The 21,770-nt window shown below is 55.6% G+C and carries 12 protein-coding genes and 1 tRNA gene; 9 read left to right on the top strand and 4 right to left on the bottom strand.

Annotation, left to right across the window (positions count from 1 at the left end; genetic code table 11):
• Positions 1-137: 137 nt before the first annotated feature.
• The 9 genes from ttrB to MRY16398_RS07940 all read left to right on the top strand — a co-directional run bounded on the left by ttrB (position 138) and on the right by MRY16398_RS07940 (position 19,087).
• Positions 138-887: a tetrathionate reductase subunit TtrB gene (gene ttrB / locus MRY16398_RS07900; RefSeq protein ID WP_125124129.1), complete on the top strand. Its 750-nt coding sequence runs from the start codon at positions 138-140 to the stop codon at positions 885-887.
• Positions 884-1,897: a tetrathionate reductase subunit TtrC gene (gene ttrC, locus MRY16398_RS07905; protein WP_125125642.1), complete on the top strand. Its 1,014-nt coding sequence runs from the start codon at positions 884-886 to the stop codon at positions 1,895-1,897. The genes ttrB and ttrC overlap by 4 nt, the downstream gene beginning before the upstream one ends.
• Entirely contained in the window at positions 1,890-4,961 is a 3,072-nt protein-coding gene (gene ttrA / locus MRY16398_RS07910) for a tetrathionate reductase subunit TtrA (protein WP_125124130.1), read from the top strand. Before ttrC ends, ttrA begins: the two co-directional genes overlap by 8 nt.
• Positions 4,962-5,226: 265 nt before the next feature.
• Positions 5,227-12,759, top strand: a complete 7,533-nt coding sequence (locus MRY16398_RS07915) for an Ig-like domain-containing protein (RefSeq protein WP_125124131.1) — start codon at positions 5,227-5,229, stop codon at positions 12,757-12,759.
• Between the two features lie 67 nt (positions 12,760-12,826).
• Entirely contained in the window at positions 12,827-14,347 is a 1,521-nt protein-coding gene (locus MRY16398_RS07920) for a TolC family protein (protein ID WP_110294578.1), read from the top strand.
• A complete protein-coding gene (locus MRY16398_RS07925) occupies positions 14,344-15,105 on the top strand; it encodes an efflux RND transporter periplasmic adaptor subunit (protein WP_039079821.1) in 762 nt (253 codons plus the stop codon). The genes MRY16398_RS07920 and MRY16398_RS07925 overlap by 4 nt, the downstream gene beginning before the upstream one ends.
• Before the next feature lie 7 nt (positions 15,106-15,112).
• Positions 15,113-16,438, top strand: coding sequence for an efflux RND transporter periplasmic adaptor subunit (locus MRY16398_RS07930; protein WP_107224745.1), 1,326 nt, complete (start codon positions 15,113-15,115; stop codon positions 16,436-16,438).
• Between the two features lies 1 nt (position 16,439).
• Complete coding sequence (locus MRY16398_RS07935; RefSeq protein WP_197718605.1) at positions 16,440-18,539, top strand: HlyD family efflux transporter periplasmic adaptor subunit; 2,100 nt, start codon at positions 16,440-16,442, stop codon at positions 18,537-18,539.
• Positions 18,540-18,577: 38 nt separating this feature from the next.
• Positions 18,578-19,087: a GNAT family N-acetyltransferase gene (locus MRY16398_RS07940; protein WP_197718606.1), complete on the top strand. Its 510-nt coding sequence runs from the start codon at positions 18,578-18,580 to the stop codon at positions 19,085-19,087.
• Positions 19,088-19,123: 36 nt separating this feature from the next.
• Here the strand turns inward: MRY16398_RS07940 and MRY16398_RS07945 are convergent, their stop codons facing one another.
• From MRY16398_RS07945 to MRY16398_RS07960, 4 genes are all read right to left on the bottom strand, one after another.
• On the bottom strand, positions 19,124-19,459 hold the full coding sequence (locus MRY16398_RS07945) for a hypothetical protein (protein WP_039079823.1): 336 nt from the start codon (positions 19,457-19,459) through the stop codon (positions 19,124-19,126).
• Between the two features lie 17 nt (positions 19,460-19,476).
• Complete coding sequence (locus MRY16398_RS07950) at positions 19,477-20,052, bottom strand: phage tail protein (protein ID WP_039079824.1); 576 nt, start codon at positions 20,050-20,052, stop codon at positions 19,477-19,479.
• A gap of 604 nt (positions 20,053-20,656) precedes the next feature.
• A tRNA-Arg gene (locus MRY16398_RS07955) sits at positions 20,657-20,731 on the bottom strand.
• Between the two features lie 74 nt (positions 20,732-20,805).
• Positions 20,806-21,732 carry a formate/nitrite transporter family protein gene (locus tag MRY16398_RS07960; RefSeq protein ID WP_125124132.1) on the bottom strand — a complete coding sequence of 309 codons (927 nt, stop codon included), beginning with the start codon at positions 21,730-21,732 and terminating at the stop codon, positions 20,806-20,808.
• Positions 21,733-21,770 lie beyond the last annotated feature (38 nt).

A 21,770-nucleotide genomic window follows, 5' to 3' on the forward strand; every position in this document is an offset into this window, starting at 1 on the left:
ATCAAGCCCGCTTCGTTTATGTGGTTAACCACAATAGAGGGCGACCCGGCGGGATTTTTAGACTGTAACTAATCACATTTGGTTAGGTAATTCCATCCCTAATCTTTTCCTTAGCCGCGCACTGAATGGAGGTCACTATGGACATCAGTAAGCGACATTTCTTGCAGCAATTGGGTGTTGTCACCGCCGGGGCATCACTGATACCGCTGGCGCAGGCGAGTCTCTCATTAAAGCCTGAACGGCACGAAGGCTCCGAGAAGCAGCGTTACGCCATGCTTATTGATTTGCGCCGTTGCATTGGCTGCCAGTCCTGCACGGTGAGCTGCACCATAGAAAACCAGATCCCGCAGGGGGCTTTCCGTACCACGGTGAACCAGTATCAGGTGAAGCTCGCCGACAGCGACGAGGTGACCAACGTGTTGCTGCCGCGTTTGTGTAACCACTGTGACGATCCGCCCTGTGTGCCGGTTTGCCCGGTGCAGGCCACCTTTCAACGCAAGGACGGGATTGTGGTTATCGACAACACCCGCTGCGTGGGATGTGCCTACTGTGTGCAGGCCTGCCCGTATGATGCCCGCTTTATTAATCACACGACCCAAACGGCGGATAAATGCACCTTTTGCGCACACCGACTGGAGGTCGGGCTGCTCCCTGCCTGTGTGGAATCCTGCGTGGGTGGCGCGCGGATTATTGGCGATTTACACGATCCCAACAGTACGATCAGCACGCTGCTGGCGGCGCACCGGGACGCGATAAAAGTCCTCAAGCCGGAGAATAACACCCACCCGCATGTCTTTTATCTGGGGCTCGACGACGCCTTTGTCTCCCCGTTGCAGGGGCGTGCGCAGCCCGCACTCTGGCAGGAGATGGAAATATGTCACCCATGATCATTGATGAGGTGCTGGCTCAGCCGCAGGACATTACCTGGCTTCCCTGGGCCGTACAGTATTTTTTCTTTATCGGTATCGCCTCGTGCGCGGTGCTGCTGGCCTGCGCGGCACGCTGGTCTCAGCATCGGTATCGCGAAGCGTTCGAGCGAATTTGCCTGTTCCTCGCTTTAACCTGCGGGATTGCCGCGCCGCTGGCGTTAACCGCTGATCTGCATCAGACCGCCCGCTTCTGGCACTTTTATGTCTGGCCGACGCCCTGGTCATGGATGCCCTGGGGCGCGCTGTTTTTGCCGCTGTTTACCGTGTTTGTTGGGCTGTGGTTTTTGCTTTTCCATCTGCGCGTGGCCACGGAACGTTTTACACCGTTGATGCGCTGGATAGCTCTCGCCGCGGCGCTGACGGCGGTCGGCTTGCTGCTCTATACCGGACGCGAAGTTTCGGTCGTGCAGGCCAGACCGATATGGTTCAGCTATGGGTATCCGCTGGTGATGTTTATAAGTGCGATAAGTGCGCTGCTGGCACTCCTCAGCCTGGCCCTGCATAAGCATCGCTATTGCGGCAAATTGCTGGCGAAAGGGCAGGTGGTAACGCTACTGCTGCTCGGGGCCGTGGCGCTGGTATGGCTGCTGGGGGATACGTTGTCGGGCGAGGCCCTGCGCCAGCAGTGGCGGCTTGCTACGGATATCCGTTTTTACATGCTGGTGATGGTGACGTTATGGGGCGTCGTGCTGGTACTGGCGCTCGCTGCGAACCGCTACGATTTTCCGTTATCGCTGACACTGGCGAGCACGCTGCTGGTGGCGGCACTGTGCTGGACGTTGCGCTGGGCGCTGCTGATTGGCGGGCAAACGGTTCCGAAATACAACGCCCTGATTAACGACTACCACCTTCCCCCGGGGACCGACGGTCTGCTGGCCATTATTGGCACCTTCGGGCTGTGGTTCGCCCTCATGATAACCATCAGGGAATGCGTCAACTGGCTTTCAAGGAGGTTTCGTCATGTCTGAATTATCCCGCCGTCAATGGCTAAAAATTGGGGTAGCTGTAGGGGGCTTTGCCGCGTTCGGTTTGAGCTATCGTGATGTTGCAAAACGGGCTGTGGACGGGCTGGTCAATGGCACGTCCGGGAAGGTGACGCGGGACAGGATCCACGGTAACGCTCTTGTTCCGGAAGGTAGCGCGCACGGCGGCTGGCAGAGTAACCCCGATCAGGCGGTCTCCATGACCCAGTGTTTTGGATGCTGGACGCTATGCGGCATTCGCGTGCGTGTGAACAGAGCAGAGAATAAAGTCTTACGCATCGCCGGAAACCCATGGCACCCGCTGTCACACGAGAAGCCTTTTGACAGCATGATGCCGTTTTCCGAAGCGCTGCAAAAGATGGCGGGGGAAAGCGGGCTTGAATCGCGCTCTACCGCCTGCGCGCGCGGCGCCACTCTGTTGGAGAGCCTGCACAGCCCGCTGCGTATCCTTACGCCGATGAAACGCGCCGGAAAGCGCGGGGAAGGCAAGTGGCAGCGCATCAGCTTTGAGCAACTGATTAAAGAGGTGGTGGAGGGCGGTAACCTGTTTGGCGAAGGCCACGTCGACGGACTGCGTACCATTCGTGATCTCAATACGCCCGTTGATGCAAAACATCCCGCCTATGGCCCGAAGGCCAACCAGTTGCTGGTTACCAACACCAGCGATGAAGGCAGGGATGGCTTCCTGCGCCGTTTTGCGCTGAACAGTTTTGGCTCAAAGAACTTTGGCGCGCACGGTGCCTACTGTGGACTCTCTTATCGCGCCGGTTCCGGTGCGCTGATGGGCGATCTGGATAAAAATCCCCACGTTAAACCCGATTGGGAAAACGTCGAGTTTGCGCTGTTTATGGGGACATCTCCCGCACAATCCGGCAATCCCTTCAAACGCCAGGCGAGACAGCTTGCCAGCGCCCGCTTACGTAAAAGCTTTAACTACGTTGTGGTGTCTCCCGCGCTGCCCCTGACCACGGTACTGGCTGATGACCATGGTCACTGGTTGCCGATAAAACCGGGAACGGATTCTGCGCTGGCGATGGCTATGATCCGCTGGATTATTGATAACGAACGCTACGTGGCCGCGTACCTGATGCTGACCAGTCGGGAAGCGATGACGCGCGCCGGAGAAAAAAGCTGGAGCAATGCCACCTGGCTGGTTATTACCGATGAAAACCATCCGCTGAGCGGACAGCACCTGAGCGTATCCCATCTCAATGGCGGCGACGGGCAGGCAGATGAACCGCTGGTGGTGAACGAGGCGGGAGATCTGGTGCCTGTCAGCCAGTGCGATCGCGGGACGTTACGGGTATCGCAGGCGGTCACGCTGCACGATGGCGCTACGGTTACGGTGAAAAGTAGCTTTCAATGCCTGACTGAATCGGCCCACCGTTTCACGCTGGAGCAATACAGCATGGAATGCGGCGTGCCGGTTAAACAGATTCATGCGCTGGCGAAAGCGTTTACCAATCACGGGCGTAAGGCAGCGGTGGTGACCCATGGCGGGATGATGTCCGGCAACGGTTTTTATAATGCCTGGGCGGTGATGATGCTCAATGTGCTGCTGGGCAATATGAGTCTGAGCGGCGGTGTATTTGTCGGCGGGGGTAAATTCAACGGCGAGATTAACGGGCCGTGCTACAACATTGAACAATTTCCCGGCAAGATCGCGCCCAAAGGGCTCAATATCGCGCGCAGTAAAGCCGACTACGCCAAATCCGATGAGTATCAGGCAAAAGTGGCCGTCGGTCAGTCGCCGTGGCCCGCCAATGCGCCGTGGTACCCGTTTGTTGCCGGGCAACTGACGGAACTTTTACCCTCCGCGCTGGAGGGCTATCCCTATCCATTAAAAGCGTGGATTTCGAATATGACCAATCCGCTGTACGGCGTGCCCGGTCTGCGCACGGTCATTGAAGAGCGGCTTAAAGATCCGCAACGTCTGCCGCTGTTTATCGCCATCGATGCTTTTATGAATGAGACCACTGCGCTGGCGGATTATATCGTGCCGGATACCCATAACTTTGAAAGCTGGGGATTCAGCGCTCCCTGGGGGGGCGTGGCGAGTAAAACCGCAACGGCGCGCTGGCCTGTTGTCGCTCCCGCGACCGTCAGGACGCTACAGGGTGACCCGGTATCCATGGAATCCTTCTGTATTGCAGTGGCTAAACGGATGCAGTTGCCGGGATTTGGCGAGAAAGCGATACCGGATGCGCAAGGGGCGATGCATGACCTGAACCGCGCGGAGGATTACTACCTGCGCGTGGCGGCCAATGTTACTTTTGCCGGGCAGAAACCGCTGCCGCCGGCTGGCGAGCAGGATGTGGCGCTGTCCGGCGTTGAGCGCATATTTCCGGCAATAAAGCGTACGTTGAAATCAGAAGAGGCATTGCCCGTTGCCTTTCTCTACAGCCGGGGAGGGCGTTTTGCGCCCGATGCCTCAGGACGTAAAGAGGGGATGGTCGGCGGTGAATGGGCCAGGCCGCTGCAGATCTGGAACGCCCAGGTGGCGGCCTTCAGATATGCCATGACCGGCGAGCGATTCAGCGGCTGCCCGACCTGGTATCCCGCGCGGTTGTCCGATGGACGGGCGCTGGAGGAGGTCTTCCCGCAGACAACATGGCCGATGAAACTGATGTCTTTTAAATCAAACCTGATGAGTAGCTCCACGACAGTTGTTGAGCGGCTGCATCACGTTAAGCCGATGGGACTGGTGGCCATTCACCCCGACGATGGTAAACGCTTTGGGTTACAGCATGGCGACAAGGCAAAGATAACGACGCCGGGAGGCAGTGTGGAGGCGCGGGTGAGTTTGCTCTCAGGCGTGATGCCGGGTGTGATTGCTATGGAACATGGGTATGGGCATACGGAGATGGGGGCGCGTCAGCACTGGCTTGACGGTGAACCGCTGGCGCATAAAAGCCAGATAGCATCCGGCGTCAATCTCAACGATTTGGGCTTTGCCGATCCCACCCGCAAGGTGCCCGGCCCCTGGCTTGACTGGGTAACCGGGTCGTCCGTGCGTCAGGGACTACCAGCTTGTATTGAAAAAGTGTGATGGAAGCTGGCCCCGGTGCGGGGCCAGCGTTTAGCGTGTTGTAGACACTCCCCTCATAACACAGTCGTTACATTGAAAGAAATATGTGACGGATTTCTCTCTTTTAATTTTTTTTAAGAAAGCTAACCCCCTGATTCCCACTGTTTTTATGTGCTTTTCTGCCGATTGGTAAAAAAATGTAAGAGTAAAGTAAATTTTTTAGCTGCCGATAGGATCGTGTTGCGGGTTTTTAAGACAAATACCTTCGGGCCTAAGGGGAGTGATTATGTCGTGGTGGAAAGTCTTTTCTGGAAAAAAAACGATCATTAATTCAACGGCAGCCCCTGAACCCCGGCGCTTGTTGCTTCAGGCGCTGGAGCCCAGAATGATGTTTGATGGTGTTGCCGTCAGCGCAACTACCGCGACCGCTGATGCCACTCACACTGATACGGCATCGCATACCACGGCATCCGTGAGTGTGGCGCATACGGACACCACCACGGCGGCGGCGACCACAACAGCCGAAACCAGCAAAACCACATCTGGCACCACTGCCGTAACATCCAGTTCAACGTCTTCTGCATCCAACACAACAACACAGGACACCAGTAAAACCTCTGCTGCCAGCGTTGTATCCGGCACGAGCAGTGCCAGCGGGCCACAGGTCGTATTTGTGGAGTCGGATGTGAAGGATTATCAATCTCTGATCAATCAATTACCGTCCGGTTATGAAGTGGTCGTGCTGGACAGTTCAAAAGATGGTCTGGCGCAAATCGCCGCCTGGGCCAGTGCGCATAGTGGTTACAGTGCGATGCATATTCTTTCACATGGTGAAAAGAATGACCTGATGCTGGGAACGATGGCGCTGAACAGCGCCAATATAGCGAATTACGAAAGTGAACTGGCGACCATCGGCCAGGCACTGAGCGCCGATGGCGATATTTTATTGTATGGCTGTAGTATTGCGCAGGGCAGTGACGGTGCCGCATTGATTGGCGCTTTGGCTAAGGACACGCAACATGCCGTCGCGGGTTCTACGGATCCCACTGGTGCCGCAGCATTGGGCGGTAACTGGACCCTGGAATACAGCACCGATAAGTTACATGTCGCGGCCCTGGATTTAGTGGGCTATGACGGCCTCCTTACTCGTCCTACGTCAGGAACAACGTTCTTTGATTCCCTCGATGGCTCTTTAACGGTCATCCCCAATGGCCAGTCATCGATAACGGCGCCTAATTACATGGGCTGGGACTTTACCATGCAGATGAATTCACCATCTGATGGTGCGAACGAAATGATTATTGTGGAAAAAGATGGTTCCAGTACAGTGGAAACCGTCGATGCTTTGAGCGATGGCTTAAAGCAAATCACCTATTTTTCGGTAAAATCCAATGATGGTTCTTTGTTTACGCTGAATTCTATTGGCGTGGTGGTTAATGGCTATGATTCCGCTTTTAGCGGGGGAACGGTTACATTAACCGGCTATCTGAATGGTTCTGCGGTCAGCGCCGCCTCGTTAACATTGAATGTTAATGACATATACAACAGTGGCAATCTTGTCACATTTAATGTCTCATCTAATTCTGCTTTTCAGGACATTGATTCCTTTCGCGTTACGGCGGCAAATGGCCATACTATTACAGGCTTAATTGGTATTGGCGCGATTAATGCCACTAACTTCCATTTCCCCGGCCCGGTATTAACGACAAGTGGTGGTAGCACAGCATACAGCAGCGGTACTGGAAACGCTGTTGCCATCGATAGCGGTATCACGCTAACCGATACCGCCGCCTCTACGCTGACCAGCGCGACAATTGCCATCACCGGAAACTTTCACAGTGGCGAAGATGTGCTGGCCTTTAGTAATACTAATACCACGACGTACGGCAATATTATCGGTTCTTATAACAGTGCAACGGGCCTGCTGACATTAACCTCTTCTGGCAGCACGGCTACGACAGCGCAGTGGCAGGCAGCGCTGAAAGCGGTGACTTATCAGGACAGCTCTCTGTCGCCAAATACCAGTTCCCGAACACTCTCTTTTACCATTACCGATGCTTCCAGTAATACCAGTAGCACCGTAACGCGTATTGTCACCGTTGCTGCGGATGTCGCGCCTGTTATCAGCAATCTTAATGGCGATAGCGGGACATTTTATGCAGGCGGGACGGCAGTGCATCTGGACAGCGGAACCGCTGCAACGGTCACCGATAGCGATACGACCAGTTTCAATGGCGGAAACCTGACAGTACAAATCACCGCTAACGGCCATAGCGCAGAAGATGTTCTGGGTATCGATACCAGTGGTACGGTGACCGCCAGTAATGGCACGACCGCAGGCAGTGTAATCTCTGTTGGCGGCGTCGCTATCGGGAGTATTGCCACCAACGGTGATGGGATAAACGGCGATAATCTGAGTATTACCTTTAACGCGAATGCGACAGCCAGCCGTGTCTCGACACTGGTTGGTGCCCTGACCTATTACAATAGCGCCACCACGCCGACAACAGGAAACCGTACAATACAAGTGGTGGTGAATGATGGCCGCGGGCAGACCAGCAGTACATCCAGTGTCACCATTGCCATGAACAATAATGCCCTGGTTACCACCAGCGGCGGCAGTGCCGCTTTTACCTCCGGGGATAATAGCGTTTCAACACCAGTGGTTATCGATAGTGGGCTGAGTATTGTTGATCATGCCAGCAGCACGCTGGCGTCCGGCACGGTATCCATTACCTCGAATTTTCATAGTGGCGAAGACGTTCTGGCATTCACCAATACCAACACGACAACCTATGGCAATATCGTCGCTTCCTATAATGCGGCAACCGGTGTTTTAACACTGACCTCCAGTGGCGCGACGGCGACGATTGCGCAGTGGCAGGCGGCGATGCGAGCGGTCACCTGGACGGATACCGCCGTGACGCCCAATTCGGCTACCCGTACTATCAGTTTCCAGGTCACTGATGGCAGCAGCAACAGTAGCCCGGTCGCCACCCGGACGGTCACGGTAACGGCTGTCGATCAGACACCGATAGTGAGCACCAGCGGCGGCAGCGCAGCCTTTACCGCGGGTGATAATACCGCGCCGACGCCAGTGGTTGTTGATAACGGCCTGACCTTAGCAGACCTGGACAATACGACATTCGCTTCGGCAACCGTGGCCATTACCGGTAATTTCCATAGCGGTGAGGATGCGCTCGCATTCACCAATAATAATGCCGGGATATATGGCAATATTGTCGGCAGTTATAATAGCGCGACCGGTATATTGACCTTATCGTCAAGCGGGGCGACGGCAACAGTTGCCCAGTGGCAGGCGGCATTACGGGCGGTTACCTGGACAGATTTAGCGGTGACACCCAACACGGCGACCCGGACGGTGGGCTTTACCGTTAATGACGGGACGAAAAACAGCGCTGTAGCGACACGGCAGATAACCGTTACCGCGACAGATCAGACGCCGATACTGACGACCAGTGGCGGCAGTGTTGCCTTTACCGCCGGCGATAACATCCCCTCGACGCCCGTTGTCATCGACAGCGCTCTCACGATCTCCGATATCGATAACACCACCCTTGCCAGCGCTACCGTCGCCATTACCGGCAACTTCCACTCCGCAGAGGATGTATTGGCCTTTACCAATACCAGCGGCACGACATTTGGCAATATCGTCGCCAGTTATAATAGCGGCACGGGGGTATTAACGCTGACGTCTGCTGGCGCTACCGCGACCCTGAGCCAGTGGCAGGCTGCGTTACGGTCCGTGACCTGGACGGATACGGCAATCACCCCTAATACCGCGACAAGAACCATCAGCTTTAGTGTCAACGATGGCACGAAAACCAGTACCGCCGCGACACGAAACGTGACGGTTGCCAGTACGGATCAAAGCCCTATTGCAACAACATCTGGCCCTGGCACCACGTATCCGTTGGGAACCCCTGGTACGCCCATTGCGGTGGACAGCGGTCTGACATTATCAGACCTGGATAACGCCACGTTTTCCAGCGCTACCGTCGCCATTACCGGCAACTTCCAATCCGCAGAGGATGTATTGGCCTTTACCAATACCAGCAGCGCGACATTTGGCAATATCGTTGCCAGTTATAATGGCGGCACGGGAATATTAACGCTGACGTCTGCTGGCGCTACCGCGACCCTTAGCCAGTGGCAGTCGGCATTACGGGCGGTGACCTGGGCTGATGGGGCCACCACGCCCAATACAGCAACCCGGGTTATCAGTATTACGGTGAACGACGGAATCAAAAACAGTGCGACCGTAACGCGCTCTATCGCTATGTCCATTCCCGTACCCTCTGTCACCGGGATCACAGCCGCCAGCGATACGGGGAGCAGCGCTTCCGATGGCATAACCCGCAATGTACAGCCAACGTTTATCGGCACGGCCCAGGCGGGAAGTACCGTGACTGTGTATGTCGATACTGTTTCAGTGGGCGCCACAACGGCGGATGGCAGTGGCGCCTGGTCATTTACCCCTTCCAGTGCGTTGAGTGAAGGCAGCCATGCGATTAGCGCGATGGCTACGCTCGGCAGCGTGAACAGTGTGGTTTCCGCTAACGTGTCGGTAGTGATTGACACCACCGCCCCGGCGATCCCGACAGGGATTGCGCTGACCGCAGCCACCGATACCGGAGCCAGCACCAGTGACGGGGTGACCAGTAATCCCCAGCCGACGTTCACGGGGGCAGCCACCGCGGGCAGCCTGGTGACGGTCTATATCGATGGTTCTGCTGTTGGCAGCACCACCGCGGACGGCAGCGGGGTCTGGCAGTATAACGTTGCGGCTCCGCTGATCGACGGCGCGCATACGGTCAGCGCCACCGCGACGGATACCGCCGGTAACGTCAGTGCCGCGGCAACGCCCCGGACCTTTACGGTGGACACCGCCGCCCCGGCAGTCCCGACTGGTATTGCGCTGACCGCAGCCACCGATACCGGCGCCAGCGCCAGCGACGGGGTGACCAGTAATCCTCAGCCGACCCTCACGGGGGCAGCCACCGCGGGCAGCCTGGTGACGGTCTATATCGATGGTTCTGCTGTCGGTACCACCACCGCGGACGGCAGCGGGGTCTGGCAGTACAACGTCACGACTCCGCTGATCGACGGCGCGCATACGGTCAGCGCCACCGCGACGGATACCGCCGGTAACGTCAGTGCCGCGGCAACCCCCCGGAGCTTTACGGTGGACACCGCCGCCCCGGCGATCCCGACAGGGATTGCGCTGACCGCAGCCACCGATACCGGCGCCAGTGCCAGTGACGGGGTGACCGGTAATAACCAGCCGACCCTCACGGGCGCGGCGAGCGCGGGCAGCCTGGTGACGGTCTATATCGACGGGACGGCGGTCGGCACCGCAACGGCGGACGGCAGCGGGGTCTGGCAGTATAACGTTGCGGCCCCCCTGGCCGACGGCGCGCATACGGTGAGTGCCACCGCGACAGATACCGCCGGTAACGTCAGTGCCACGGCGACCCCCCGGAGCTTTACGGTGGACACCGCCGCCCCGGCGATCCCGACAGGGATTGCGCTGACCGCAGCCACCGATACCGGCGCGAGCGCCAGCGACGGGGTGACCAGTAATCCCCAGCCGACCCTCACGGGGGCAGCCACCGCAGGCAGCCTGGTGACGGTCTATATCGATGGTTCTGCTGTCGGTACCACCACCGCGGACGGCAGCGGGGTCTGGCAGTATAACGTCGCTGGGTTATTGCCGGACGGTCCACATACGGTACGCGTTACCGCGACAGATACCGCCGGTAACGTCAGTGCCGCGACCACGCCCTGGATCTTTACGGTGGACACCGCCGCCCCGGCGATCCCGACTGGTATTGCGCTGACCGCAGCCACCGATACCGGCGCCAGCGCCAGTGACGGGGTGACCGCTAATAACCAGCCGACCCTCACGGGGGCAGCCACCGCGGGCAGCCTGGTGACGGTCTATATCGATGGCTCGGCTGTCGGTACCACCACCGCGGACGGCAGCGGGGTCTGGCAGTATAACGTCGCGGCACCCCTGGCCGATGGCGCGCATACGATGAGTGCCACCGCGACGGACACCGCCGGTAACGTCAGTGCCACGGCAACCCCCCGGAGCTTTACGGTGGACACCGCCGCCCCGGCGATCCCGACAGGGATTGCGCTGACCGCAGCCACCGATACCGGCGCCAGCGCCAGTGACGGGGTGACCGCTAATAACCAGCCGACCCTCACGGGGGCAGCCACCGCGGGCAGCCTGGTGACGGTCTATATCGACGGAACGGCGGTCGGCACCACCACCGCGGACGGCAGCGGGGTCTGGCAGTATAACGTTGCGGCTCCCCTGATCGACGGCGCGCATACGGTCAGCGCCACCGCGACGGATACCGCCGGTAACGTCAGTGCCGCGGCAACCCCCCGGATCTTCACGGTGGACACTACCGCCCCGGCAGTCCCGACAGGGATTACGCTGACCGCAGCCACCGATACCGGAGCCAGCGCCAGTGACGGGGTGACCAGTAATCCCCAGCCGACCCTCACGGGGGCAGCTACCGCGGGCAGCCTGGTGACGGTCTATATCGATGGTTCTGCTGTTGGCAGCACCACCGCGGACGGCAGCGGGGTCTGGCAGTACAACGTCGCGACTCCGCTGATCGACGGCGCGCATACGGTCAGCGCCACCGCGACGGATACCGCCGGTAACGTCAGTGCCGCGACTGCGTTTGCAACCTTTACGGTGGACACCACCGCACCTCAGGTGCAGGCAGTTACCGCGCAGAATACGCTTACAGGGGCTCAGGGGCAGGTCGGGTATAACATCTCCTTCACGAAACCTGTTCAGACTTTATCCGCGAGTGAGTTGCAGGCGCTGGTCACGGGCAATGTCCAGGCGAATATCGTTTCGGTTACTCAGGTCAACGCCACGACATGGCAGGCTGTATTAAGTGTCCAGGGCACTGGCACCGTCACCCTGGGTTTTGTAGATAGCACTATTAAAGACATCGCGGGGAACACGTTGTCAGGCTCGCAGGCCAGCGTTCCGGTGTATCAGGTCGCGCCTGCTGTTACACCTGTGACGCCGACAACACCGTCTACCGTATCGCCAGTGGTGCCGGGGAATTCGGCGCCGGCGATAGCACTGCAGTCGCCGCTCAGCGATTCAATGAAAGGCCTGTTTCAGGAGGCTGCTCCTTCTCCCATCGCGCCCAATATTGTTTTAACAGCGCTCAACGGCATCAGTACGCCAGCGTTAAGTTTGACCGGGGATGGTTTGCTGGCAACAGGAAACGCAACCTTACCGTTAACCCTCTCCGTTACCCCAGCCTTTGGTGAGTTTGCGGTTCCGGGCGGTTCGGCATCGCCTTCTTATATTGGCTCTATTACCAGTAGCCCGACGGCAGCCCTTGAAGTGCGGGCGGATGTGGGCAGTGTAGGGGTCGTATCCGGCCAAAGCTTTAGCGTGTCACTCCCGGCAGGCACGATTTTAACCCGTGAATCTATGGCGAACTTATCGGTGACCGTGCGCCAAAGTAACGGTATGCCGCTGCCTTCATGGATTAAATTCGATCCAGCAACCGGGCGGTTTTCCGGACAGCCACCCGCCGGATGGAAGCAACCCGTCTCTATTGAAATTCGGGTGGTGGATAAACAAGGGCATTCAGGTACCAGCCATCTGGAGCTGAAAGTCGCCGGGCCGCGGGAAGCCACCCCTTCGGCAAGTCTTCAGGCATCACCGGGCAAGCCCGGTCTGGATCAACAAATCGCTGCTCAAAAGACCGTTTTTGCAGGGCGACTGATGACGCCTGAAAAACAGGTGTAATGTTTACCCAATATCTAATGCGCTGTTTTTTATAACTAAAATCAATTGATATATTAAGGATGGTAGCATGCAAGGTACGTTATCCGCACAACGTCATCCAGGCCGGTTTGTCCTTCTCCCTGTCGCGGTCGCTCTGCTGCTGTCAGGGTGTATGGTCAAACCGCATCCTGTGAGCCTGCAAGAGCGGCAGGCCACTGCCGCCGCCGATAAACAAACGCTGTTTGGCAGCCAGGAAAAAATATCAGCGCCGATCACTCTGGAAAATGCCATGGCCCGGGCGCTGAAATACAATATGGATTACCGCGTCAAGCTCATGGAAGAGGCCATGGGACAACGTCAGTTGGATGTGGCGAATCTGGATATGTTGCCCAAACTTGCCGCCTCTGCCGGTTATACCGCCAGGGATAAAGACAACGCCTCTTCATCGCAAAATATCGCCACTGGCGAACAATCCCTTGCTCCGTCTATCTCAACCGAAAAACAGGACCGCATGGCGGATTTAAGCCTGAGCTGGAACGTGCTGGATTTTGGCGTGAGTTATTACACCGCGCAGCAACAGGCTGATCGCGTTTTGATTCTGGAACAACGTAAACGCCGGGTAGGGCAACAGTTGGTTCAGCAAGTGCGCGAAGCATGGTGGCAGGCCGCAGGCGCGCAGCAGTTACAAGGGCGAATCGATACCCTTCTTGCTCAGGCCCAGTCCGCGCTGGAAGATGCCAGGGAGGTCGAAAGCTTAAAACTGCGTTCCCCGCTGGAAGCCCTGAATTATCAGCGTCAGTTATTGGATGTTATTCGCCAGCTAACGGCGGTGCGCAGCGCGCTGGCTCAGGCAAAACCGCGGCTGGCAGCATTAATGAACATTTCCCCTGGGCTCGATTTCAGTGTCGCGGTATCTGATGATATGCCAGTACCTAAGTTGGGTATCCCCGTCGATAAGATGGAAGATATCGCTCTGCTTAACCGTCCTGAAATGGTGGAAGCGAATTACAGCCAGCGCATCAGCGCACTGGAAACCCGTAAAGCGATCGCCAAACTATTACCGGGTATTGAGTTAAGCGTTGGGCAAAGCTATGACAGCAATAAATTCCTGACAAACAATGCCTGGGGATATGCCGGGTTACGTGTGAGCTGGAATCTGCTCAATCTGTTTAATGCCGGGCCGATTACCAAAGCGGCTGAGGCGGAAAAACAAGTCAACGATGCCCAGCGCCTGGCGTTGAGCATGGCGGTGCTGACTCAGGTGAATATCGCCTGGCTGGATTATGAAGGTAAAACCAAACAGTTTGAACTGGAACGCCAGTTGAATACGGTTGATCAAACGATTTACGAGCAGACACGCCATGCGGTAGAGAGCGGCGCATCGGCACGTTTGCAGGGTATTCTGGCTGATGCTAACGCAGTCTACTCATCATTACGGCTCTATCAGTCCTATGGCGCATTACAAAACGCCTACGGACAAATGGGGGCCAGCCTTGGGCTTGATCCTTTGCCGGAAGATACGCGTGGATATGATATTGCCTCATTGGATCAAGCCTTTAAAGGCGTTACAGCCCGCGTAAATAAGCAAATGGCAGGCGATAAACAATGAAAAAATACGCGCTGTGGTTGATGGCGGGCGTCCTGAGCGCCAGCGCGGTTGGCGCAACGACCGGCTCATCGCCGACGCCGGAGAGCACGCCGTCAGGCAGTAGTGATGGCGGGATTCGTGTTGAACTGCTCTCTCCTCATGCGGTAACGCTCTCCGGCGAAGTCGCGGCGCGCATTGCCGCACTTAAAGTATCGGAAGGCGACAGCTTTCGACAGGGCCAGACACTGATTGAGTTCGATTGTGCGACCTATCGCGCGCAACTGCGTAAGGCGCAGGCCGTGCAGGAGGCCGCCAGCCAGTTGCTGAAAGTGAACAATCAACTGGCGAAATACAATTCTGTCGGCACCCTGGAATTGACCCAGGCAAAAGGAAAGCTTGATGAGGCGGCGGCAGATGTCAGCTATATGCAAACGCTGGTCTCAAAATGCACGATCACAGCACCTTTTGATGGGCGTGTTTCAAAACGACATGCCGCCGCCTGGCAGTATATGACCCCAGGCGCACCGGTACTCGATATTGTGGCAACCCAGGATTTGGAGTTACGTATGCTGGTGCCGTCAAAATGGCTACCGCGCTTAAACGCCGGTGCCACATTCCAGGTGACGATTGATGAGTTGGGGCAGACCTTCCCGGCAAAAATCAAGCGTACAGGCGCGCAAATCGACCCTGTCAGCCAGACCATTCCGGTGATTGGCGTTATCACCGGGAATGCGGAGAATTTGTTACCCGGTATGAGTGGGTGGGCAAACTTTAATTAAGGTTGATATGGAACAAGCGCAACATAACGGGCTGGCGGTACTGCTGCATCTTCTTCATCTGGCGCGAGAGGCGCAAAGTCCGCTACGTCTGGGATTCATTATGGTGAATGAGTCCCGCCAGTTGTTGGTTTATCGCCAGGCGGCGTTCTGGCAGGAGGGGCTGCGCCGTCAGGTTGTTTCCGTCTCCGGGCTTGCGGAAGCTGACGCCACGTCACCCTATTTACAGTGGTTAAGCGGCGTTTTTCGATTTCTTTATCAACACCACCCTGAATTGCCGCCGTATGTGGCGTTAACGGCTGCGGCTTTACCTGAGTCTCTGGCTGCGGACTGGTCTCAGTGGCTACCCGCCCATGCCGTCTGGTTCCCGTTGGGATCTGCGGGGGCATTACTGTTTGCCAGCGATGAGCCCTGGGATGACGAAACCCTCCATCTGGCCCAGGAACTGATCCACGGCTACCGTTTTGCGCTGGTTCAGCATCTGCCTCACCTGAATAGCCGTCAGAAATTTCAGGCCTGGTTGAAAGCGTCGCCGCGTCGTAAATGGTGGCTGCTGGCGCCGCTGCTCCTGTTATGTATACCCGTGCGGATGAGTGTGCTTGCGCGGGCAGAGGTGGTGCCATCGGATCCCGAGCTAATTCGTGCTCCCGTAGTTGGGGTTATCGATAAAGTGCTGGTACAGCCGAATCAGGTGGTGCAGAAGGGAACGGCGCTTTTCGCCCTGGACGCAACGGTACTGGCCGGGCAGTTCGCCCTGGCAAAACAGGAGGCGCTGGCGGCAAAAGAGCGCTTTCGGATCAGTGCGCAGATGGCGGTGACCAGCGACAAGAATAAGCTGGAACTGGCTGAGGATAAATCTCGTCTGGCGGCAAAAGACATCTCGGCCGACTATGCCGGAAAGGCGCTGGATAAACTTAACGTGACGGCGCCGGGCAGCGGCGTGGTGGTGTTTTCCGATGCTGAGGAATGGCAGGGAAAAGCAGTTAACGTTGGTGAGAAAGTGATGACCCTGGCCGATCCGGAACACGTGGAGCTGGCGGCCTGGTTACCCGCGGCAGATGCTATTCATCTGCAACCGGGGGCGAAAGTCACTCTTTACCCAAACGCATCGCCCTTTAGCGCCTTTGACGCGACCCTGGTAAGAATAGCGTATAAAGCAGAGGTCAGTGATGGCAACGTGCTGAGCTATCGCCTGCAGGCCAAATTCCTTGCGCCAAAACAGACACCCATGATTGGGCAGATGGGCACCGCGCGTATTTATGGCGACTGGGTTCCTTTGGGCTACTATGCTCTGCGGCGTCCTTTGACCGCCGCCCGACAGTGGCTTGGGTGGTAGCATGGATAATTTCCTGCTTCCTCCACTGCGTCAGGAACTGACCCTGCATGCCGGGCCGGATCAGCAGGATGGCTCGCCAGGTTGGGTGCTGCACGACCCGGCGGCAAACCGTTTTTTCCTGCTGGGGTGGGCCAGTTTTGAGATGCTGTCACGCTGGGGAGCACGGGATGCCGGGCGTCTGATGAAGGCCGTCAATACGCAAACCACATTGACGCTGGATATGCACGATATCCACCACCTGGTGCAATTTCTGCGCGAAAATCAGTTATTGCAAACAGAGTCGAGTGAAGAGCTGTGGCGTTTGCATCAGCATCGCCATCGCGGTTATTTATCCTGGCTGCTCAGCCATTATCTGTTTTTCCGTATTCCTCTGGTTCGCCCGGATGCGCTTCTGGCTCGCTTGTTACCCTGGATCAGTTGGGTTTTTCGCCCGGGATTCTGGTGGCTAATGGCGCTGATAACCCTGAGCGGCTTGTTTATGGTGTCTCAGCAGTGGGATGCCTTCACGCATACGTTTTCAAGTTATGGCGGCTGGATGGCGGCGGTAGGGATTGCGGTGGCCCTGAGTGTCGCTAAAGTGGTTCACGAACTGGGACATGCGTTTACCGCCCGCCATTTTGGGTGCCGGGTGCCCGCCATGGGGATCGCTTTTTTGGTGATGGTCCCGGTGCTGTATACCGATACCAATGATGCGTGGAAATTACCGTCGCGTCGGCAACGATTATTGATTGGCGGCGCCGGAATGATGGCTGAACTGACGCTGGCCTCCTGCGCGACGTTACTCTGGTGTTTCTTACCCGATAGCCCGTTTCGCGCCGGTATTTTTCTCTTAGCCAGCACAACCTGGCTGGCGACGCTGGCTATTAATGCCAGCCCCTTTATGCGGTTCGACGGCTATTTTCTGTTATCGGACCTGCTGCAGATGCCAAATCTACACGCCAGGTCCTTCGCGTTGGCACGCTGGCACTTGAGACGAGTGTTGTTGGGGCTTGATGATCCCGAGCCAGAGCATTTCTCTGCTTCACGGCGACGTGGTTTACTTATTTTTGCCTGGCTGACCTGGTTATACCGGCTGGTCATTTTCACCTCCATCGCGTTTTTGGTTTATCACCTTTTTTTTAAAACGCTGGGGATAATATTACTGATGGTGGAACTGGGGTGGTTTGTGGTGCGACCCTTTGTTAATGAATTACAGGTTTGGTGGCGGCGGCGCCATGATTTACGCTGGGGATTCAGAACCTGGCGCACGTTGTTTTTCCTGACTGTGATAGTGCTTTTTTTGGCTGTGCCATGGCAGCGGGGCGTTTCGGCACCCGCCGTGATGGACGCGGCACAATCTCAGGCTATTTATGTGCCAGAGGATGCGTTAGTCGGGCAGGTGAATGTGCATGATGGCGACTGGGTGCAACAAGGGCAGGTACTGGCGGTATTGACGTCGGACAGCCTTGACTACCAGATAGCGCAGGCTAAGGTTATCGCTGCGAATCTGGCCTGGCAGGTTGCTCAGCAGCCTTTTTCAAAGGGGCTTGATGAACAAGGTGCGGCACTGAAAAAGCTGGCGCTGGCCGCTCAGCAGCAAATCGAAAGTTTATTACGTCAGCAAGCGCGGCTGACATTAACCGCCCCTTTCGCCGGACGTATAGCGGATGCCAGCGATACGTTAAAGCCTGGCACCGTAGTGGTTCAGGGCGAGCGGTTGATGCAAGTTCTGGGTAAAGAGGGTATGCGTGGTGAAGGTTGGGTGGATGAAGATACGGTCACGACCCTGCGCCCTGGCGATGCTGCGTTCTTTGTGCCGGACAGCGGTGAAACAAGTGCGATTCGCTGTAAAGTCGGCCAGGTTGACAGGCTTAACCAAACGACGCTTGACCAACCGTTGCTGGCATCGGTGTACGGAGGTGGCATTCCGGTGCAGATCATCAATGAGCGTCTGGTGCCCATCAACACCATTTTCCGCGTTCGTCTGGACGCCTGCGAAACACGCCTTTCGCCAGAACGTGAGATGGCCGGAAAAGTGGTGTTACAGAGTGAGCATCATAGTTTTTTACAACGTGCCTGGCAGTGGCTGGTGGTCAGTCTGGGTCGGGAGGCGGGGTTGTAATCCGTCTGGAGGCAGGATTTACCTTTCATAAAGGAGTCATGATGGTGTCTAAGCCCGTGGTTTCGAAGTCTATAGATGTCTTATCTTTGCGGCCTGCACGCACATCGGATATGCCATTGATTGAGCAAATTTATCAGAGTGCCAGACCTGATTTGCAGTGGATTGATGGGGAACAGGCGCTTATAGAGACCGTACGCCAGCAACAGTGGTATATGATGCAGCAATCCAGCGGTGAACAGCACCCTAATGCCATGCATTTTATGGTGGAGCGTGCAGGTTCGAATGTCGGCACCGTGATGGTCGATTTTGGTCTTAATGAGGCAAGGGTGATATTCATTGCTATGTTGCCGCAAGCGCGTGGACAAGGTTACGGACGCCTCATATTACAGCAACTACAGGTTGCTGCCCGTAAAGTCGGCTGCCCGCTCAGTGCTACCGTCTGGCGAATGAATCACGATGCCCAACGGTTATATCTGGCGCTGGGATTTCGGTGTGAGGAACAAGGTGCAGTTGCGGATAAATGGGTGTGGTATCCCTCAGACAGCTAATTATATTGGCGCAGAATTTTTTTCTGCGCCAGGGCGTTAATTAAAAATGAGCTGGAAATAACTGTAAGCAGGATCTCTTCCCATTTCCAGAGTACGGTTGATATTGACGCCTTCTATTTTTAACTCCTGATGTTCAGTGGTTTCAGGTAATCGTAAGATGCCATAGACATTCACCAACGGTGTATTTGCCGTGGCCTGCAGTTCTACAATAAACGGAGTGCGTGATATATTCCGCTTCGTAGGCATTTGTGCTCTTGGTAGCAATGTGACGGACTGCACTGATAAAGTTAATGCCATACCATTATCAGCATCCATCGTACAGGTTTTCCCAATAAAAGATGTAAATAAGTGGCTGTTAATTTCTTCCAGCATAAGACCCTCTGGATATGTTAATCATTGCGCATGGGAAATATTCCGGTGACTGCGATACAGAAGTTAATCGCCAGAAATGGGTTCATGACAGATACAGGGACATTCCCGCCTGTAGGGTTCAGTTGACCCGTAATACTGGTACCGCCGACGTCTACAGGATCTTTTAGTGTGGTTGACCAGATGGTTGCCAGCCCCGTGCCGCCGCCGGATGCACCAATGAACGGCGCCTGTGCTGAGGGGATACTGGCCGGTGTTGTGGGGTTGGCAGTGCCGCTGGCCTGTAATTTTACCTGTAAAGCGGGGGTATGTGTGTGTGCCGGCATATTTGCCGTAGACAACTGAACATTGGCAGTGCCACCAGTATCGCCCATGTTATGAATAACCGTTTGTAGCTGACCGAAACCAATAGGCATTCGCCCCTGGAGATTAGGCAGGTTAAACGTTGTTGCGCCATCACCACCGTAAAATTTGCCCAACAAAGCGAAAAGCGCCTGATATTGCGAAACTCTATATTGTTGCCCATTGCAGAAATCAAAATAGCTTGGTGCGTAGTTAAAAGCAAAAGGAAGAATTGTTCCCATATAACAGTCCATAACTAACTCCTTATTGATGTTGAAATGTGCAGAGCTGGAAAGATGCGAGAAAACAACATTAAAAGTGTGGCTGGTTATTGCCATTTGTCGAATAATTTACGCTAAAGCACTGCTTTATGAATATTGTACTGTTGCTACATTAAAAAAGTGGGTCTGGTTATTTACATACGATTTGGGCTATTCCGGGAGTTGTTGTATTAAGTAAGCGTGTCAGATTAAAAATAATGATTCGGGGAAAGCATTTTTTAGCGGATGCTTATCCTGATAAATAGAAAATATTGACGTTGATCTCATCCGGATGGCTTTACATGGATGTATGCCTGAGAATGTCTGCCGCCTTGCGTATATTAACCGCTCAGGTCATAGCGGGCCTGAATCGCAATGCGTTGTTCCGGCGATATCCGATAATGATAAGCAGGTCGGTGTAGCTATCATAACAACAAGGGCTTATCAGTACTGATTTAGCCGATATCAGATAAATTTGTCTTTAGTTAGTTAAAAGGTAAACCAGGAAATGAAGAACACGATGACCCTCGAATGGTGGCATGGCATATGGGCATACGTCGGGAAGAGCGGTTTCGCCAGAGATCAGGAGAGGTGTGTATGGTGTCCCCTGCAGGAATCGAACCTGCAACTAGCCCTTAGGAGGGGCTCGTTATATCCATTTAACTAAGGGGACGAGGCGGCAGGAGTATAACGTCATTTCGCCTTTGCGTTAAGTGTCCTGCGCCCGAGTGGTTAAAGTGTCGCCAGTCAGCCCCTGTTTTCGGCTGTTTCCTGTTTTGCTTTGGCTTTTGCCTCAGCTTTGCGTTTGTTAATCATGTCATTGCGAATTTGCGCGTGGCTCAGTAGCGCGAAGATAAACGTACCGCCGCAGATATTTCCGGCAAGCGTCGGAAGCGCAAACGGCCAGAAAAATTCGCTCCAGTGGATATTGCCATTAAAGATGAGATAAAAAAACTCCACCGCGCCTACCACGATATGGGTGGTGTCGGCCAGAGCGATAAGCCAGGTCATCAGGATAATAACCACGATTTTCGCAGCACCCGCAGACGGGAACATCCAGACCATGGTGGCAATAATCCAGCCGGAAATAATGGCGTTGGAAAACATCTCCATCGGCGTGTTCTTCATTACATCCATACCAATTTTAACGAACGCGTCGCGCGTCGGCTCATCAAAAATCGGCATATATTCAAAGGCCCACGCCGCGATACCCGTACCAATGAGATTCCCCAGCAGCACAACGCTCCACAGGCGCATCATCAGGCCAAAATTGACCCATGAGGGCTTTTGCATCACCGGAAGTACAGCGGTAACGGTGTTTTCAGTAAAAAGCTGCTGGCGGGCCATAATCACAATAATAAAGCCGAAGGTATAGCCGAGGTTCTCCAGAATAAAGGCGGCCGGTACGCCTGCGAGCTGAACGTGAAAAATCCCCTTTGCCAGCAGTGAGGCACCCATCGACAGCCCGGCGGCGATGGCGGACCAAAACAGCGCCATGGCATCGCGTTCCAGCTCTTTTTCGCCGTCCTGACGGATATGCTCATGGATAGCCATCGCGCGGGAGGGGAGGCGCTCTTCATCTACTTCAATTTGCTCGCCACCTATTTTCTCTTCGCTTTCCACATCTATTCCGTCGCTGTGTTTGTCGATTTTCTCGTCTTTGATGCCGTCCATATTGCCTCTGTCTACTTGTGGCCCATGGTCTAAGCGTA

The organism is Phytobacter sp. MRY16-398, assembly GCF_003925915.1.
Taxonomy (GTDB): domain Bacteria; phylum Pseudomonadota; class Gammaproteobacteria; order Enterobacterales; family Enterobacteriaceae; genus Phytobacter; species Phytobacter diazotrophicus.

Bases quoted from the DNA above. Each gene is read 5' to 3' on its own strand.
- ttrB (WP_125124129.1), top strand. From the start codon at position 138: ATGGACATCAGTAAGCGACATTTCTTGCAGCAATTGGGTGTTGTCACC.
- ttrC (WP_125125642.1), top strand. From the start codon at position 884: ATGATCATTGATGAGGTGCTGGCTCAGCCGCAGGACATTACCTGGCTT.
- ttrA (WP_125124130.1), top strand. From the start codon at position 1,890: ATGTCTGAATTATCCCGCCGTCAATGGCTAAAAATTGGGGTAGCTGTA.
- MRY16398_RS07915 (WP_125124131.1), top strand. From the start codon at position 5,227: ATGTCGTGGTGGAAAGTCTTTTCTGGAAAAAAAACGATCATTAATTCA.
- MRY16398_RS07920 (WP_110294578.1), top strand. From the start codon at position 12,827: ATGCAAGGTACGTTATCCGCACAACGTCATCCAGGCCGGTTTGTCCTT.
- MRY16398_RS07925 (WP_039079821.1), top strand. From the start codon at position 14,344: ATGAAAAAATACGCGCTGTGGTTGATGGCGGGCGTCCTGAGCGCCAGC.
- MRY16398_RS07930 (WP_107224745.1), top strand. From the start codon at position 15,113: ATGGAACAAGCGCAACATAACGGGCTGGCGGTACTGCTGCATCTTCTT.
- MRY16398_RS07935 (WP_197718605.1), top strand. From the start codon at position 16,440: ATGGATAATTTCCTGCTTCCTCCACTGCGTCAGGAACTGACCCTGCAT.
- MRY16398_RS07940 (WP_197718606.1), top strand. From the start codon at position 18,578: ATGATGGTGTCTAAGCCCGTGGTTTCGAAGTCTATAGATGTCTTATCT.
- MRY16398_RS07945 (WP_039079823.1), bottom strand. From the start codon at position 19,459: ATGCTGGAAGAAATTAACAGCCACTTATTTACATCTTTTATTGGGAAA.
- MRY16398_RS07950 (WP_039079824.1), bottom strand. From the start codon at position 20,052: ATGGACTGTTATATGGGAACAATTCTTCCTTTTGCTTTTAACTACGCA.
- MRY16398_RS07960 (WP_125124132.1), bottom strand. From the start codon at position 21,732: ATGGACGGCATCAAAGACGAGAAAATCGACAAACACAGCGACGGAATA.